The sequence below is a fragment of the Pseudomonas fluorescens genome (assembly GCF_002022275.1).
Lineage (GTDB): Bacteria > Pseudomonadota > Gammaproteobacteria > Pseudomonadales > Pseudomonadaceae > Aquipseudomonas > Aquipseudomonas fluorescens_AJ.
This window is the reverse complement of record NZ_MSDF01000025.1, coordinates 267182-285132: the sequence shown is the minus strand read 5'-3', so window position 1 is coordinate 285132 and position 17951 is coordinate 267182. Positions and strand designations below refer to the sequence as shown.

General features: G+C 62.0%; 12 protein-coding genes. 7 read left to right on the top strand and 5 right to left on the bottom strand.

The window, feature by feature from the left end:
* Nucleotides 1-311: 311 nt before the first annotated feature.
* The 4 genes from BFW87_RS20730 to BFW87_RS20715 are packed head-to-tail and all read right to left on the bottom strand — an operon-like array spanning nt 312 to nt 9051.
* Nucleotides 312-1721, bottom strand: a complete 1410-nt coding sequence (locus BFW87_RS20730) for an efflux transporter outer membrane subunit (protein ID WP_078741577.1) — start codon at nt 1719-1721, stop codon at nt 312-314.
* Complete coding sequence (locus BFW87_RS20725) at nt 1718-4843, bottom strand: efflux RND transporter permease subunit (RefSeq protein ID WP_078741576.1); 3126 nt, start codon at nt 4841-4843, stop codon at nt 1718-1720. Before BFW87_RS20725 ends, BFW87_RS20730 begins: the two co-directional genes overlap by 4 nt.
* A 4-nt stretch (nt 4844-4847) precedes the next feature.
* Nucleotides 4848-7910, bottom strand: coding sequence for an efflux RND transporter permease subunit (locus BFW87_RS20720; protein ID WP_078741574.1), 3063 nt, complete (start codon nt 7908-7910; stop codon nt 4848-4850).
* Nucleotides 7911-7923: 13 nt separating this feature from the next.
* Nucleotides 7924-9051 (bottom strand): efflux RND transporter periplasmic adaptor subunit, encoded by a 1128-nt coding sequence (locus tag BFW87_RS20715; RefSeq protein ID WP_078741573.1) that lies wholly within the window; start codon nt 9049-9051, stop codon nt 7924-7926.
* A gap of 240 nt (nt 9052-9291) precedes the next feature.
* On the opposite strand from BFW87_RS20715, the gene BFW87_RS20710 reads away from it, so the two are divergent.
* Both BFW87_RS20710 and BFW87_RS20705 read left to right on the top strand, forming a co-directional pair.
* Entirely contained in the window at nt 9292-9897 is a 606-nt protein-coding gene (locus BFW87_RS20710; protein WP_078741572.1) for a TetR/AcrR family transcriptional regulator, read from the top strand.
* 166 nt (nt 9898-10063) lie between these two features.
* Nucleotides 10064-10522 (top strand): REP-associated tyrosine transposase, encoded by a 459-nt coding sequence (locus tag BFW87_RS20705; protein WP_078741570.1) that lies wholly within the window; start codon nt 10064-10066, stop codon nt 10520-10522.
* A 126-nt stretch (nt 10523-10648) separates the two neighbouring features.
* Here the strand turns inward: BFW87_RS20705 and BFW87_RS20700 are convergent, their stop codons facing one another.
* On the bottom strand, nt 10649-11089 hold the full coding sequence (locus BFW87_RS20700) for a GlcG/HbpS family heme-binding protein (protein ID WP_078741569.1): 441 nt from the start codon (nt 11087-11089) through the stop codon (nt 10649-10651).
* 256 nt (nt 11090-11345) lie between these two features.
* Here BFW87_RS20700 and gcl point away from each other — a divergent pair, with 256 nt between their 5' ends.
* The 5 genes from gcl (at nt 11346) to pyk (ending at nt 17833) form a co-directional block, all read left to right on the top strand.
* Nucleotides 11346-13121 carry a glyoxylate carboligase gene (gene gcl / locus BFW87_RS20695; protein ID WP_078741568.1) on the top strand — a complete coding sequence of 592 codons (1776 nt, stop codon included), beginning with the start codon at nt 11346-11348 and terminating at the stop codon, nt 13119-13121.
* A 10-nt stretch (nt 13122-13131) separates the two neighbouring features.
* Nucleotides 13132-13914, top strand: a complete 783-nt coding sequence (gene hyi, locus BFW87_RS20690) for a hydroxypyruvate isomerase (protein ID WP_078741566.1) — start codon at nt 13132-13134, stop codon at nt 13912-13914.
* Nucleotides 13915-14087: 173 nt separating this feature from the next.
* Entirely contained in the window at nt 14088-14978 is an 891-nt protein-coding gene (locus BFW87_RS20685; RefSeq protein ID WP_078741565.1) for a 2-hydroxy-3-oxopropionate reductase, read from the top strand.
* A 169-nt stretch (nt 14979-15147) separates the two neighbouring features.
* Nucleotides 15148-16428, top strand: coding sequence for a glycerate kinase type-2 family protein (locus BFW87_RS20680; protein WP_078741564.1), 1281 nt, complete (start codon nt 15148-15150; stop codon nt 16426-16428).
* Complete coding sequence (gene pyk, locus BFW87_RS20675; RefSeq protein WP_078741563.1) at nt 16418-17833, top strand: pyruvate kinase; 1416 nt, start codon at nt 16418-16420, stop codon at nt 17831-17833. Before BFW87_RS20680 ends, pyk begins: the two co-directional genes overlap by 11 nt.
* The last annotated feature ends 118 nt before the right edge of the window (nt 17834-17951 follow it).

Here is a 17951-nt window from a genome sequence, read left to right as displayed (position 1 = left end):
TCCGTGGGCCGCCGCAATGGGCCATCCTTGGCCCAGTGCGGCTAACCCGGCGTCCTGCCGGGTTGCCCACGGATTCAAGCCTGCGTGCGGGCACACCGAGCGTGAGCGAGGTGCCGAGTGGTGGGGCGAAGCGTTTTTGGTTACTTTTGGCGCTCTTCCAAAAGTGACCCGCTGTAAGAGCGGAACCAATACCAGCCGTTACCGCAGCAATGGATATGTACTCCGAACAAATACCCCAGCCAACTGACACACCGCCATCGCAGGCAAGCCAGCTCCCACATTTGAATCCCAGGGGGCATCATTGAAGCCCGTCAGGGCTTCCAGCCGCCGCCCAGGCTCTGAACCAACGCCACACTCCCCTGACTCAACTGCCCCTGCGTATCCCGCAAATTCTGCTCAGCTTGCAACAACACCAACTGCTGCGTCAGCACCGCCTCCCGACTCACCGTGCCCGCACGCAACTGCGCCTCCTGGCTGCCAAACAACTGCTGATTACGCGCAAACACCTGCCCAAACGCATCAGCCTGCGTCTGCAGATGATTGATCGCCGACAAGTTGTCCTCCACATTCTGCAACGCACCGAGCACCGTGCCGCGATAGTTGGCCGCAATCTGGTCATAGCTGGCCTCAGCCTGCTTGACCGCCGCTTCCCGCGCGCCACCATCAAAAATCGTCTCAGCCAGCGCAGGCCCAAGGGTCCAGATCCGATTGGGCAACGAAAACAACCCACCCAACGCACTGCCTCGATAACCCGCCGACGCCGTAAGATCCAGCGTCGGAAAAAACGCCGCCTGCGCCACACCGATTTTGGCATTCGCCGCCGCCGCCGAACGCTCAGCCGCCACCACATCCGGCCGCCGTTGCAGCAACGTAGACGGCAACGACAACGGCGGACGCGGCACCACGAACGCAAAGTCAGTGCGTGGCGCCACACTGAATTCACTCGGCGCCACCCCCACCAGCACCGCCAGCGCATGCTCATACTGCTCGCGGTCACGCAGCGACGTCTGCAAGTCAGCAATCGAGGTGGTCAGTTGGTCCTGCGCCACCAGCAACTGGTCATTGGTCGCAACGCCTTGAGTGAACTGCGCCTGAATCATGTCGAGCAATTGCTGATTGATCGTCTGCTGCTGTTGCAACAACCGCACGTCGATATCCATCTGCCGCAGCGCCAGGTAATTACTCGCCACACTGGAACTGATCGACAAACGCACCCCGGCCAGCAACGCATCCGATTGCTGCGCCGAGGCCTGGCTCGACTCTATCCCCCGGCGCACCAGCCCCCATAAATCCGGCTCCCAACTGGCCGTCAGGGTCGCGCTCACGCTGTTCTTCACACCAGTCGACGCCGTGGTGACGGAACTGCTGCTGCCATCACCACCCTCCCCCCGCGAACCCGACAACCCCACGCCCACCGTCGGCCACAACCCGGCACGGCTTGACGCCACCTGCGCCTGCGCCAAGCGATACGCCGCCTCGGCGGCAATGATCGACTGGTTGGCCCTGGCTGAACGCGCCACCAAATCGTTCAACACCGGGTCCTGATAGGCCAGCCACCACTGGCTGTCGAGCGCACCCTGAGGGTTGGACGCCGCACGCTGCCACTGCGCGCCTTCCTTGAACGACTGCGGCAGTTCCATGGCGGGCTTTTGATAATCCGGCCCGACCATGCAACCGCCGAGCATCAGGCTGACCACCAGCACGCTAACTCTGAATTTCATGACCTTGCTTCCTTGTGCCGGCCCAGGCGTTGCGACGCCCGGTCGAGCCAGAGGTAAATCACCGGGGTGGTGTAAAGCGTCAGCACCTGGCTGAGCAGCAACCCGCCAATAATCGAAATGCCCAACGGTCGGCGCAGTTCCGAGCCATAGCCCGTGCCGAGCACCAGCGGCAACGCGCCGAGGATCGCCGCCAGCGTGGTCATCATGATCGGCCGGAAGCGGATCAGGCACGCGCGGCGGATCGCTTCCTTGGCCGTGAGGCCAAACTCGCGGCGCTCAGTGATCGCGAAGTCGATCATCATGATCGCGTTCTTCTTCACGATACCGATCAACAGAATCACCCCCACCAGCGCGATGATCGACAGCTCGGTGCCAGTCAGCAGCAAGGCGATCAGGGCGCCGACACCCGCCGAAGGCAAGGTGGACAGGATCGTCAGCGGGTGCATCAGGTTTTCATAAAGAATGCCCAACACGATGTACACCGAGAGCAACGCGGCAACAATCAGCAACGGCTCGCTGGCCACTGAAGACTGGAACACCTGCGCCGTCCCGGCAAACTGCCCGGTGACGCTGGCCGGCATGCGCAACTGCTTCACCGCGTCATCCACCAGCTCCGTCGCCTGGCCGATGGACGTGCCGGGCGCGAGGTTGAACGAGACGGTCACCGCCGGAAACGTGCTTTGGTGGCTGATGGAAATAGCCGTGCGCGCCACCGCGTTATCCGCCAGCGCAGACAACGGCACCAACGGCGCCGGGCTGGCCAGATTCGGCACGGCGGTGGTGCCTCTGGCCGACACCGCCTGGCTGCCGCTCGGCACATAAATGCCCTTGAGCGCCGACGGGTCAGTCCAGTATTCGGGGGCGATTTCCATCACCACGTGGTACTGGTTGGCGGCGCGATACAGCGTCGACACCTGGCGCTGGCCAAAGGCGTCGTAAAGCGTCTGGTCCACCGCCGACATGCCCACACCGAGCCGCGCCGCCGTGTCGCGGTTGATGTGCACATTGGCCAGCAGGCTGTTGTCTTGCTGGTCGGTATTCAGGTCGGTCAATTGCGGCAGCTTGTGCAGCACGGCCACCACCTTCGGCACCCATTCATCCAATGACGATTGGTCGTCGGCAGTCAGGGTGTACTGGTACTGCGCGCCACTTTGCCGGCCGCCCACGGTGATGTCCTGAGCCGATTGCAGGAACAACTTGGTCCCCGGCAAATCGCCAAGTGTGCGGCGAATCTGCGCGATCACTTCGGTGGCGCCGTCCTTGCGCTCGCCCAAAGGCTTGAGCAGCACAAACATCTGCGCACTGTTGACCGCCCCGCCACCACCGCCCCCGCCGCCGACAAACCCCGCAGCCGTTTCCACGTTGGGGTTTTTCATGACTTTGCGATTGATCTCGGTGAAGTCCTTTTGCATCGCACCGTAAGAAATACTTTGCGCCGCAATGATGCTGCCCTGCAGGCGCCCGGTGTCTTCCTGCGGGAAAAACCCCTTGGGCACCAGCACGTACAACACCCCCGCCAGCACGATCACCAGCACTGTCACCAGGCCCATCAGAATCGAGTGATCAATGACCCAGCCCAACGTACGGTCATAGAAGCGATGAAAGCGCGAATCCGGGTGTTCGTTGCCTTCGTGGGTCTCCTTTGGCGCACGCAATAACACGCTGGCAAGCATCGGCGTGACGGTCAGCGAGATCACCATCGAGATCACGATGGCCACTGACAACGACACCGAAAACTCGCGAAACAGCCGCCCGACAATCCCGCCCATCAGCAGCAACGGAATGAACACCGCCACCAGCGACACGCTGATGGTCATGACCGTGAACCCGACTTCCTGCGCCCCGGCCATCGCGGCTTCAATCCGCGTCTTGCCGCGCTCCAGGTGACGCATGATGTTTTCCACCACCACGATGGCGTCGTCCACCACAAAGCCGGTGGAAATGGTCAGCGCCATCAGCGACAGATTGTTCAGGCTGTAGCCGAGGAAATACATCGCGCCAAAGGTGCCGAGCAACGACAACGGCACCACGATGGCTGGTACCAGCGTGCTGCGCCAGTCGCGGAAGAAACCGAAGGTCACCAGCGTCACCAGCAGGATCGACGCCAGCAACGTCACTTCCACGTCGTGCAACGACGCGCGGATGGTGGTGGTGCGGTCCATCAGCAGGTCCAGCTTGATCGACGCGGGAATCGAGCTTTGCAGGAACGGCAGCGAGGCTTTGACCGCGTCCACCGTGTCGATCACATTGGCGCCGGGCTGCTTGAACACCACCAGCAGCACCGCCGGCTTGCCGTTGGACAGGCCGAAGTTGCGCAGGTCCTGCACGTCTTCGCGCACGTAGCCGAGGTCGGAAATATGGATCAGGTCGCCGTTATGCGCCTTGACCACCAGCGGCCCGTACTCGTGGCTGTCGAGCAGTTGGTCATTGGCGCCGATGCCGTACGAGCGGTCGCCCACCGCCACGTTGCCCTTGGGCAGGTTGGCGTTGGAGGCGCCGATCACCTGGCGCACCTGTTCCAGGCTGACGCCGTATTGATTTAGCCGGTCCGGGTTCAGTTCTATACGAACGGCTGGCAGCGCGCCGCCGCCCACGGTCACGTCGCCGACGCCGGTGGTTTGCAGCAACCGCTGCTCGAGCACCGTCGAGGCCGCGTCGTACATCTGGCCCGGCGTGGCACTGTCGGAGGTCAGGCTGATGATCAGGATTGGCGAGTCGGCCGGGTTGACCTTGCGGTACGTCGGGTTGCCGGACAGGTCGCTGGGCAAGTTGCTGCGCGCGGCGTTGATCGCCGCCTGCACGTCCCGCGCGGCGCCGTCGATGTCGCGGCTCAAATCGAACTGCATGGTGATGCGCGTCGAGCCGAGGCTGCTGGCGGAGGTCATTTGCGTGACCCCGGCGATCTGCCCGAACTGGCGCTCCAGCGGCGTGGCCACGGAGCTGGCGACGGTGGTCGGGTCGGCGCCGGGTAAAGACGCGCTGACGCTGATGGTCGGGAAATCCACTTCCGGCAGCGGCGCCACCGGCAACAGGTTGAACGCCAGCACGCCAAACAGGGCCAGCCCGGCCGCCAGCAGCGTGGTGGCAATGGGGCGGCGGATAAACGGCGCGCTGAGGTTCATCGCATCAATCCACGGCAACCAGGCGACGGCTGAAACGCTCGCCAAGGCCGTGCATGGCGAGGAAGATCACCGGCGTGGAAAACAGCGTGAGCAACTGGCTCAGCAACAGCCCGCCAATGATCGCGATGCCCAGCGGGTGGCGCAGCTCCGAGCCGATGCCCGTGCCCAGCGCCAACGGCACTGCACCGAACAGCGAGGCCATACTCGTCATCAAAATCGGCCGGAAGCGCAGCTCTGCGGCTTGGCGAATCGCCTCAACCGGGCTCAAGCCGCCTTCGCGTAATAGCTCAAGGGCAAAGTCGACCATCATGATGCCGTTTTTCATGACGATGCCGATCAGCAGCACAATGCCGATCAAGCCGATGATGTCGAACTGCGTACCTGTGACCAGCAAGGCCAGCAACGCGCCGAGGGCCGCCGACAACAGCGTCGAGAGGATCGTCACCGGGTGCACGAAGCTCTCGTACAGAATCCCCAGCATCAGGTACACCACCACAATCGCCGCCAGCACCAGAAACACCTGGTTCGACAACGACGCCTGGAAGGTCGCCGCCGCGCCTTCGAGGTTGGCCTGCACCGACAGCGGCAGGCCGACTTTGGCTTCAATATCCTGCAGACGGGTCACTGCGGCGCCAAGGGTCTGGCCGGGCGCGAGGTTGAATGACACATCGGCGTAGGGAAATTGCCCCAAGCGGTTGATAGTCACCGGCGCGCGCACCACTTCCATCGTCGCCATGCTCGACAACGGCGCCACGCCGCCGCCGGGAATGTCCACGTACAAACCGGTGAGCAAATCCGGCAAGTTGCGCGGCGGGTGGTCGGTGGCGATCACCACGTGGTACTGGTTCAGCTGGGTGTAAATGGTCGAGACCTGACGCTGGCCGAAGGCGTCGTAGAGCACGTCGTCGATGGCCTGCGGGGTGATCCCCAAGCGCGAGGCCGTAGCACGGTCAAAGGTCAGTTTGATCTGGTTGCCGAACTGCATGGCCTGGCTTTGCACGTCGGTGAACATCGGGTCTTTCTTGATCGCGGCGAGCAGTTTGGTGGTCCATTGCTCCAGCTCGTCCGGGTCGGTGGCTTGCAGGCCGAGGCGGTAGCTGGTGGTGGATACGGTGGCGTCCAGCGTCAGGTCCTGAACTGAATGCAGGTACAGGCGGATGCCGGCGTCGTCGGCATTCGCGTCGGCCAGGCGGCGGATCACTTCGGTGCTGCTGTCACGTTCGCCACGCGGCTTGAGGTTGATCAGCAAATTGCCCTGGTTGATGGTCGGGTTGGTCTGGTCGATACCGACAAACGACGACAGGCTCTGCACCGCCGGGTCCTTGAGAATGCGCGCCGCCAGGCGCTGTTGCTCGACCTGCATCTGCTGGAACGAGACGGTTGGCGAGGCCTGGGAAATACCCTGAATCAGGCCGGTGTCCTGATCCGGGAAAAAGCCCTTGGGCATGATCACCAGCGTGAACAAGGTCAGCGCGGCGGTGAGCACCACCGAGATCAACGTGAGGGTGCGGTGTGCCAACACCCAATCCAGGCCACGCACGTAATGACCATTGATACGGTCGAAGAAATCCGCGCGGCGCTCCTCGTGTTTGGACTTGAGCATGCGCGCGCACATCATCGGCGTCAGCGTTAGAGATATCACCGCCGAAATCACGATGGTCACCGCCACGGTCATGGCAAATTCGCGGAACAGCCGCCCGACCACATCGCCCATGAACAGCAGCGGGATCATCACCGCGATCAGCGCGATGGACAGCGAAATAATCGTGAAACCGATCTGCTCCGCACCCTTGAGCGCGGCTTGCAACGGCGTGTCACCCGCCTCCAGGTAACGGGTGATGTTTTCGATCATGACGATGGCGTCATCCACCACAAAACCGATGGCGATGGTCAGCGCCATCAGCGTCAGGTTGTTCAGGGAAAAGCCCAGCGCATAGGCGACGGCCAGGGTGCCGATCAGCGTCAGCGGAATGGTCACCGCCGGAATAATCGTGGCGGGCACGTTGCGCAGGAAGGCGAAAATCACGATCACCACCAGCAGGATCGCCAAGCCCAGTTCGTACTGCACATCGGTGACCGAGGCGCGGATGGTCTGGGTGCGGTCGGTCAGCACCGCCACCTTCAGGGTGCCCGGCAAACTGGCGCGCAATTTGGGCAGCAGTTGCTGCACGCGGTCGACCACTTCGATCACGTTGGCGCCGGGTTGGCGCTGGATATTCAGCACGATCGACGGTGTGTCATTGGTCCATGCGGCTTGCCGTGGATTTTCCGGGCCCTGGGTCGACGTGGCGATTTGCGACAGGCGAATCGGCGCGCCATTTTTATAGGCGATCACCAGGTCGCGGTATTCCTCGGCCGACTGCAGTTGGTCGTTGGCGCCGATGGAATACGCCTGGAACTTGCCGTCGATATTGCCCTTGGCCTGGTTGACGTTGGCGGTGCCCAAGGACGTGCGCAGGTCATCCAGGGAAAGACCGAGGTTGTTCAATGCCGAAGCGTTGGCCTCGACCCGCACCGCCGGGCGCTGGCCGCCGCTGATGGTCACCAGACCAACGCCGGTAATTTGCGAAATTTTCTGCGCCAGCCGTGTGTCCGCCAGGTCTTCAACCTTGGTCAGCGGCAGCACGTCGGAGGTCAGCGACAGGGTCAGCACCGGCGCATCCGCCGGGTTGACCTTGCTGTACACCGGCGGGTACGGCAGGTTCGCCGGCAGGAACGTGCCCGCCGCGTTGATCGCCGCCTGCACTTCCTGTTCGGCCACGTCCAGGGACAGCGACAGGTCAAATTGCAGGGTCACCACCGAGGCGCCGTCGGAGCTGGTGGAGTTCATCGACTTGAGCCCCGGCATCTCGCCGAGCTGGCGTTCCAGCGGTGCGGTGATCGAGGAACTGACCACGTCCGGGCTGGCGCCGGGGTACTGGGTGAATACCTGGATGGTCGGGTAGTCCACCTCGGGCAGCGCCGACACCGACAGCAAGTGATACCCCAGCAAACCGAGCAACAGCACCGCGACCATCATCAGCGTGGTGGCAACGGGGCGTTCGATAAAGGGCCGCGAAATATTCATGCTCGGCAGCCCCTCACTCGGCGATAACCTTCACGGGCGAGCCATCGTCCAGTTTGTCGGCGCCCTCGGTAATCACTTGCTCACGGGCCTTGAGCCCATTGTCGAGCACCGCCGAGACATCCCCGGTGGACGGGCCGGTGTTGATCGTGCGCAGGCTGGCCTTGCTGCCGTTGACCACGAACACAAAGTCACCCTTGCTGCCGTGCTGGATCGCGCGGGTGGGCACCACGGCGACCTGGCTCAAGGTGTCGGCCTTCAAGCGCGCGTTGACGAACTGGTTGGGGAACAGCGCGTTGCCCGAATCATCGAACTGCGCCTTGACCTTGATGGTGCCGGTGCTGGTGTCCACCTGATTGTCCAGAGCCAGCAGGCTGCCGGTGGCCAGCAGGGATTTCTTGTTGCGGTCGTAAGCCAGCACGGTGACGGTGCCACGGGCCAGGGCCTGATTGATTGCGCCGAGGTCATCCTCAGGCACCGCAAACACCACGGTGGCCGGGTTCATCTGGGTGATCACCACAATCCCGGTGGTGCTGGCCGTGGTGACGTAATTGCCAGGGTCGACCAGGCGCAAACCAACCACGCCATCCACCGGCGAGGTGATGGTGCAGTAGCTCAGCTGTACTTCGAGGTTTTGCACATTGCCTTGGTCGGCGGCGACGGTACCCTGTTGTTGCTGGACGACGGAGGCTTGTGTGTCGAGCGTTTGCTGGCTGGTGGAGCCAGCCTTGACCAAGTCGCGGTAGCGGGCCAAGTCACGCTGGGCGTTGCTCAACACCGCCTGATCGTGAGCGAGTGTGCCTTTGGCAACCGCCAGTTGCGCCTTGAGCGCACGGTCATCGATGCGGGCGATGACCTGGCCTTTGCTGACGTGCTGGCCTTCCTTGAACTCCACGCTGCTGAGAATGCCATCGACCTGGCTCACCACCGTCACGCTGCGAGTCGGAGTGACCGTGCCGAGGGCATCGATGTACACCGGCACATCCTGCAAGGCCACCGGGACCACGGCCACCGGCTCGCCGAGAGAAGGAGGCCGGCCCTTGTGGGCGCCGCTGTAAAAGAAGTGCATGCCCAAAACAATCACCAGCGCCAGCAACAACAGGCCAACGACCCAGGCGAACGTACGTCGTCTGCTTTTCTCCACGGTTTCTCACTCGAACGCCGAATACAGGACAAAACGACCGGCGTTATCACCGTGCCGCTGACCTGAACTCTAGCAGCGCGCCCCGTGCAAGCCTGTACAACTGTGAATGCATTCAGCATCAAGACAGAAAATGTCAGTGTAACGCCCGTGATACAAGGGCTGCGCCCGTATTCTTGAGCGCTGCGTCAAGCCGGTGCTACCATGCCCGACCGCCAGTCTTGGCAAGGAAGTTCCTGGTTTATGAGCACCATTCGCGAGCGCAACAAACAAATGATCCTGCGGGCGGCCAGCGAGGAGTTTGCCGACAAGGGCTTCGCCGCGACCAAAACCAGCGACATCGCCGCCAAGGCCGGGCTGCCCAAGCCCAATGTTTATTACTACTTCAAGTCCAAGGACAACCTCTACCGCGAGGTGCTCGAAAGCATAATCGAGCCGATCCTGGCCGCTTCCACGCCGTTCAACCCGGATGGCGAGCCATCGGTCGTCTTGAGCAATTACATCCGCTCGAAAATCCGCATCTCCCGCGACCTGCCGTTTGCCTCCAAAGTGTTCGCCAGCGAAATCATGCACGGCGCGCCGCACCTCAGCGCAGAGCAGGTTGAGCAGCTGAATGCCCAGGCCAAGCACAACATCGATTGCATCCAAAGCTGGGTGGATCGCGGGTTGATCGCGGCCATTGACCCCAATCATTTGATGTTCAGCATCTGGGCGGCGACGCAGACGTACGCGGATTTTGACTGGCAGATTTCCGCGGTGACCGGGAAGGCGAAGCTGGATGAGGCGGATTATGAAGCGGCGGCGGTGACGATTATTCGGTTGGTGTTGAAGGGGTGTGAGCCGGACTGATAGACCGGGGTGCCAGACACACATTGTATGAACACCGCAGAACCCATGTGGGAGCGGGCTTGCTCGCGAAAGCGCCCTCCCAGACACATCCTGCCAAAAGCCTGCCGATCAGCATCAGCCACAGAGATCTAGCCTCTCAGAACCCCATCTGAACAGAGGCCATGGAATGCCTGATTTAGCCACATCACACAGCCTGCGCATCGGGCGATTCAGTGAGCCGAGCCGCACCTACCTGATCACCACCAACACCCATGAACGTGTACCGATATTCAGTGATTTTCATCTGGGCCGCCTGGTGGTCTGGCAATTCAGACTTGCCCAGTATCAGGGGCGGGCTAACTCACTGGCCTGGGTAGTGATGCCTGACCATTTCCACTGGCTGATCGAACTGCAAAAGGGTTCGCTGGGTGATTTGATGTGTCAGGTGAAATCCAAGAGCACTCGAACTGTGAATGGCGCGACTGGTCGCAAGGGCCGGTTATGGCAAACCAGTTTTCATGATCGTGCGCTGCGCAAAGAGGATGATCTGGTGAAAATGGCCAGGTATGTGGTGGCCAATCCACTGCGCGCCAAGCTGGTCGAGCGGATTGGCGACTATCCGTTGTGGGATGCGATTTGGGTTTAGAGCTGAAACCGAGTTGCCGCCTTCGCGAGCAAGCCCGCTCCCACATTTGACCGCGTTTCAACTTTGGAATGCAGTCAAATGTGGGAGCGGGCTTGCTCGCGAAGAGGCCAGTACGATCACCTCACATCAAGCCGACCCCCCCGCATCCGCCAACAACCCCACCCCCTCAATCGCCGTAATCGCGCACTGCTCATCAATATCCGACGTGTCCCCGCTGATCCCGATCGCCCCGAGCACCACACCCTCTCCATTGCGAATCAACACACCGCCCGGTGCCGGCACCACGCTGCCCTGCCCCAGGCTGTTCAATGCGGCGATAAACGCCGGGCGCTGTTGCGCGTCCAGCGCGAGCAAACGTGAACCCTTGCCCAGTGCAATCGCGCCCCAGGCCTTGCCGATGGCGATTTGCGGGCGCAGCAGGCTGGCGCCGTCTTCCCGCTGCAAGGTGATCAGGTGGCCGCCGCTGTCGAGCACGGCGATGGTCAGCGGCGCGGCCGAAATCGTGCGCCCTGCGCTGAGGGCCTGGCTGGCCAGTTGGGTGGCGAGTTTCAAGGTTAAAGCGCTCATGGTGCCGTCCTTATCTTGTTATGGGTAAAGCGGTTGAGGTCTGCAGGATCAGATGCTCGATCAAACAAATAGAACACAATGACATTTGTTTTTGTATACAATATTTTCGCACAAAGGCTCCACACGTCGAAAAAAGCGCTTCCGACGAACGTAAAGGCAGGTTTATAAAATCCGTTGACCTGCGCCGCTCGCCGTGAATACACTTTGACCAGACACCACTTGTATACAATTACAAAACGCAAGAGGCACCAAAACCATGAGCAAAATGAGAGCAATCGAAGCCGCAGTCCTGGTGATGCGCCGTGAAGGGGTCGACACCGCCTTCGGTATCCCGGGCGCCGCGATCAACCCGCTGTATTCGGCCTTGCAGAAGGTCGGTGGCATCGATCACGTCCTTGCTCGCCACGTTGAAGGCGCCTCGCACATGGCCGAGGGCTATACCCGCACCAAGGCCGGCAACATCGGCGTGTGCATCGGTACTTCCGGCCCGGCGGGCACCGACATGGTCACCGGCCTGTACAGCGCCTGGGCCGACTCGATCCCGATCCTGTGCATCACCGGCCAGGCACCACGGGCCCGGATGCACAAGGAAGACTTCCAGGCCGTGGACATCACCAGCATCGTCAAGCCGGTGACCAAGTGGGCGACCATGGTGATGGAGCCCGGCCAAGTGCCGTATGCGTTCCAGAAAGCCTTTTATGAAATGCGCTCCGGCCGCCCTGGCCCGGTGCTGATCGACCTGCCGTTCGACGTGCAAATGGCCGAGATCGAATTCGACATCGACGCCTACCAGCCGCTGCCGCTGGCCAAGCCTTTGGCCACGCGCATCCAGGTTGAAAAAGCCCTGGCCCTGCTGGACCAGGCTGAACGCCCGCTGCTGGTGAGCGGTGGTGGCGTAATCAACGCCGATGCCAGCGAGCTGCTGGTGGAATTTGCTGAACTGACCGGTATTCCGGTGATCCCGACCCTGATGGGCTGGGGCACCATCCCCGACGATCACCCGCAAATGGTCGGCATGGTCGGCCTGCAAACCTCCCACCGTTATGGCAACGCGACGCTGCTCAAGTCGGACGTGGTGCTGGGCATCGGTAACCGCTGGGCCAACCGCCACACCGGTTCGGTGGACGTGTACACCGAAGGCCGCAAGTTCATCCACGTCGACATCGAGCCGACGCAGATTGGCCGCGTGTTCACCCCGGACCTGGGCATCGTGTCCGACGCCGGCTCCGCACTGACGATGTTCATTGAAGTGGCCCGCGAGTGGAAAGCCGCCGGCAAGCTCAAGGACCGCAGCGCCTGGCTCAATGACTGCCAGCAGCGCAAGGCGACCCTGCACCGCAAGACCCACTTCGACAACGTACCGGTCAAGCCGCAGCGCGTGTACGAAGAGATGAACCAGGTGTTTGGCAAAGACACCTGCTACGTCAGCACCATCGGCCTGTCGCAGATTGCCGGCGCACAGTTCCTGCATGTGTACAAGCCACGTCACTGGATCAACTGCGGCCAGGCAGGCCCCTTGGGCTGGACCATTCCGGCAGCACTCGGCGTGGTCAAGGCCGACCCGACGCGCAAAGTGGTGGCGCTGTCCGGCGACTACGACTTCCAGTTCATGATCGAAGAGCTGGCCGTGGGCGCGCAATTCAAGCTGCCGTACATCCACGTCGTGGTGAACAACTCCTACCTGGGCTTGATCCGCCAGGCCCAGCGCGGGTTTGAGATGGATTACTGCGTGCAGCTGTCTTTCGACAACCTCAATGCGCCGGAACTCAACGGCTATGGCGTGGACCACGTCGCCGTCGCCGAAGGCCTGGGTTGCAAGGCCCTGCGTGTGTTCGAGCCAAGCCAGATCGCACCCGCCCTGCGTCGCGCCGAGGAATTGATCGAAGAATTCAAGGTTCCGGTGATCGTTGAGATTATTCTGGAGCGCGTGACCAATATTTCCATGGGCACCGAGATCAACGCCGTCAACGAATTCGAAGATCTGGCACTGGTCGGCAACGATGCGCCGACCGCCATTTCCCTGCTCGATTAAGGAGAACCCTATGCCGCGCTTTGCTGCCAACCTGTCCATGCTGTTTACCGAGCAGGACTTTCTCGCCCGTTTCAAAGCGGCCGCCGATGCGGGCTTTCAAGGCGTGGAATACCTGTTCCCATACGAATTCAGCTCCGCCGACATCAGGGCGCATCTGGACGCCAACGGCCTGACTCAAGTGCTGTTCAACCTGCCGGCCGGTGACTGGGCCAAGGGCGAGCGCGGCCTGGCTTGCCACCCGGACCGGGTTGAGGAATTCCGCGCCGGGGTCAAGCTGGCCATCGCTTACGCCGAGGTGCTGGGCAACACCCAGATCAACTGCCTGGCGGGGATTCGTCCCGCCGGTGTGGATGACGAAACAGTGGAAAAAACCTTCGTCGCCAACCTCAAGTACGCCGCCGAGAAGTTGCAGGCGGCGGGCATCAAGCTGGTGATGGAGATGATCAACACCCGCGACATCCCGGGCTTCTACCTGAACAACACCGCGCAAGCTTTGTCGATTCGCGAGCAGGTGGGCAGCGCCAACCTGTTCCTGCAATACGACATCTACCACATGCAAATCATGGAAGGCGACCTGGCCCGCACCATGGCTGCGCACCTGGGTGAGATCAATCACATCCAGCTGGCGGACAATCCGGGGCGCAATGAGCCGGGCACTGGCGAGATTAACTATCGGTTCCTGTTCGAGCATCTGGACCGCATTGGTTATAAGGGTTGGGTCGGCTGTGAGTACAAGCCGTTGACCACCACTGAAGCGGGCTTGGGTTGGCTCAAAACCCATAACGCGATCTAACAGACACAACACAAAACCCAATGTGGGAGGGGGCTTGCTCCCGATGGTCTGTCATTCAACATCTGTGTCGACTGATACACCACTATCGGGAGCAAGCCCCTCCCACATTTGGATCTCCTGTGTCTTGGCGGGCCTCGCCAGGCTTGCACACCTAATAACAAGAGGAATTTCTCATGGCTAAAATCGGCTTTATCGGCACCGGCATCATGGGCGAACCCATGGCCGCGAACCTGCAGAAAGCAGGTCACCAACTGTTTCTCTCCGAACACCACGGCAAGGCTCCACAAGCCCTGATCGACGCGGGCGCAGTGGCCCTGGCCAACCCGCAGCAAGTGGCGCAGGAAGCTGAATTCATCATCGTGATGGTGCCGGACACTCCGCAGGTCGAGGACGTGCTGTTCCGCAAGGACGGCGTAGCCGCTGGCCTGTCGCCGAACAAAGTAGTGATCGACATGAGCTCGATCTCGCCCACCGCCACCAAGGCGTTCGCGGCGAAGATCAACGAAACCGGCGCGCAGTACCTCGACGCGCCGGTGTCCGGCGGTGAAGTCGGTGCCAAGGCCGGCACCTTGAGCATCATGATCGGTGGCGAGCCGCAGACCTTTGAACGCGCCCTGCCGCTGTTCCAGAGCATGGGCAAGAACATCACCCTGGTCGGCGGCAATGGCGATGGCCAAACCGCCAAGGTCGCCAACCAGATCATCGTCGCGCTGAACATCCAGGCGGTGGCCGAAGCGCTGTTGTTCGCCTCGAAAAACGGCGCCGACCCGGCCAAGGTGCGTGAAGCGCTGATGGGCGGTTTTGCGTCGTCGAAGATCCTGGAAGTGCACGGCGAACGCATGATCAAGGGCACCTTTGATCCGGGCTTCCGCATCAACCTGCACCAGAAGGATTTGAACCTGGCGCTGGCCGGGGCCAAGGAGCTGGGGATCAACCTGCCGAACACCGCCGGTACCCAGCAAGTGTTCAGCACCTGCACCGCGCTTGGCGGCGGCAACTGGGACCACTCGGCGCTGATCAAGGGCCTTGAGCATATGGCGAATTTTTCGATTCGCGATAAGTAACCCCTATTTGAAATGCAGGCCCGTGTGGGAGCTGGCTTGCCTGCGATAGCAATCTTTCAGTTAAACATTCATTGCCTGATACACCGCTATCGCAGGCAAGCCAGCTCCCACAGGTTGGCCCCTATTCCAAGTCTCAACTCTAATAACAAGAACCCCCGGGAGCCCGCTTATGTCGGTCGATCCGCAACACCTGCTTCGCGAGCTGTTTGCCACAGCCATCGACGCCGCCCACCCCCGGCTCGTCCTTGAACCCTACCTGCCCGCCGACCGCAGCGGCCGCGTGATCGTGATCGGCGCCGGCAAAGCCGCGGCCGCCATGGCCCTCGTCGTGGAAAACTGCTGGCAAGGCGAAGTCAGCGGCCTGGTCGTGACCCGCTACGGCCACGGCGCACCCTGCAAAAAAATCGAAGTGGTCGAAGCTGCCCACCCGGTGCCCGATGCCGCCGGCCTCGCTGTAGCCAAACGCGTACTTGAGCTGATCAGCAACCTGGGCGAAGACGACCGCGTGATCTTCCTGCTCTCCGGCGGTGGCTCCGCCTTGCTGGCCCTGCCCGCTGAAGGCATCACCCTGGCCGACAAGCAGACCATCAATAAAGCCCTGCTCAAATCCGGCGCAACCATTGGCGAGATGAACTGCGTGCGCAAGCACCTCTCGGCCATCAAGGGCGGCCGCCTGGCGAAAGCGGCGTGGCCAGCGACCGTCTACACCTACGCGATTTCCGATGTGCCGGGCGACCAGGCCACGGTGATTGCCTCCGGCCCCACCGTCGGCGACCCGAGCACGTCGCAACAAGCGCTGGCGATCCTCAAGCGCTACAACATCGACGCCCCCGCCTCGGTGCGCAGCTGGTTGCAGAACCCGGCCTCGGAAACCGTCAAGCCCGGCGACCCGATCCTGTCTCGCAGCCACTTCCAATTGATCGCTCGCCCGCAGCAATCCCTCGAAGCCGTGGCGGTGAAAGTGCGTCAGGCCGGGTTCAGCCCGCTGATCCTCGGTGACCTTGAAGGCGAAGCGCGGGACGTGGCCAAGGTGCACGCCGGTATCGCGCGGCAAATCGTGCAACACGGCCAGCCACTGGCGGCGCCGTGCGTGATCCTCTCCGGCGGCGAAACCACCGTGACCGTGCGCGGCAATGGCCGTGGCGGGCGCAACGCCGAGTTCCTGCTGAGCCTCACCGACAGCCTCAAGGGCCTGCCCGGCGTGTACGCGCTGGCCGGTGACACCGACGGCATCGACGGCTCTGAAGACAATGCTGGCGCGATCATGACCCCGTGCAGTTATTCGCGCGCCGAAGCCCTCGGCCTGTCGGCCAGCGACGAGCTGGACAACAACAATGGTTACGGCTACTTCGCCGCCCTCGACGGGCTGATCGTCACCGAGCCGACGCGCACCAACGTCAACGACTTCCGCGCCATCCTGATCCTTGAGAGCTCCGCACATGACGCCTGACAAGAAAGTCAAAATACTCGCCACGCTAGGCCCGGCCACCGACGGCATTGATGACATCCGCGAACTGGTAGAAGCCGGGGTGAACATCTTCCGCCTCAACTTCAGCCACGGTGACCACGCCGATCACGCCCAGCGTTATCAGTGGATCCGCCAGGTCGAGCGCCAGCTGAATTACCCGCTGGGCATCCTCATGGACCTGCAAGGGCCGAAGCTGCGCGTCGGCACATTTGCCGAGGGCAAAGTGCAACTGGTGCGCGGCCAAGCGTTGCGCCTGGACCTCGACCCCACGCCGGGCGACCAGTGCCGCGTCAACCTGCCCCACCCGGAAATCATCGCGGCGCTCGAGCCGGGCATGGACCTGCTGCTGGACGACGGCAAACTGCGCCTGCGCGTGATCACCAAGCACGCCAATGCCATCGACACCACCGTACTGAATGGCGGCGAATTATCCGACCGCAAAGGTGTGAACGTCCCACAAGCCTTGTTGGAACTCAGCCCTTTGACCGCCAAGGATCGCCGCGACCTGAGCTTCGGCCTGGAGCTGGGCGTGGACTGGGTGGCGCTGTCCTTTGTGCAGCGTCCGGAAGACATCCGCGAAGCCCGCGAGCTGATCGGCGACAAGGCGTTTTTGATGGCCAAGATTGAAAAGCCGTCTGCCGTGCAGCGCCTGCAAGAAATCGCCGAGTTGAGTGACGCCATCATGGTGGCCAGAGGGGATCTGGGGGTGGAAGTGCCGGCCGAGAGCGTGCCGCAAATCCAGAAAGACATCATCAGCACCTGTCGTCAGCTGGGTAAGCCGGTGGTGGTTGCCACGCAGATGCTCGAATCCATGCGTTTCTCTCCGGCGCCGACCCGCGCCGAAGTCACGGATGTGGCCAACGCAGTCGCCGAAGGTGCGGATGCGGTAATGCTGTCCGCCGAAACCGCCTCGGGCGAGTACCCGCTGGAAGCCGTGCAGATGATGAGCAAGATCATCCGCCAAGTGGAAAACGGCCCGGATTACCAGACGCAACTGGACGTCAGCCGGCCCAAAGCGGATGCCACCGTGTCGGACGCCATCAGCTGCGCGATCCGCCGCATCAGCAGCATCCTGCCGGTGGCGGTGCTGGTGAACTACAGCGAGTCGGGCAGCTCCAGCCTGCGCGCGGCGCGAGAGCGGCCGGTGGCGCCGATCCTCAACCTCACGCCAAACCTGTCCACGGCGCGGCGCTTGAGCGTGGCGTGGGGTGTGCATTCGGTGGTCAATGACCGACTGCGGCAGGTGGATGAGGTGTGTTCCACGGCGCTGGAGATTGCCCAGGCTCAGGGCATGGCGCAGCGCGGGGATACGTTGGTGATTACCGCGGGGGTGCCGTTTGGGCAGCCGGGGTCCACGAACTCGTTGCGTATTGAGACGTTGATTTAGCGCCTGCTCGGGCCTCATCGCGGGCAAGCCCGCTCCCACATTTTGATGTGTGAATACATTTAAGTGTGGGAGCTGGCTTGCCTGCGATTGGGGGCAACTCGGTATCACTGACTCACAC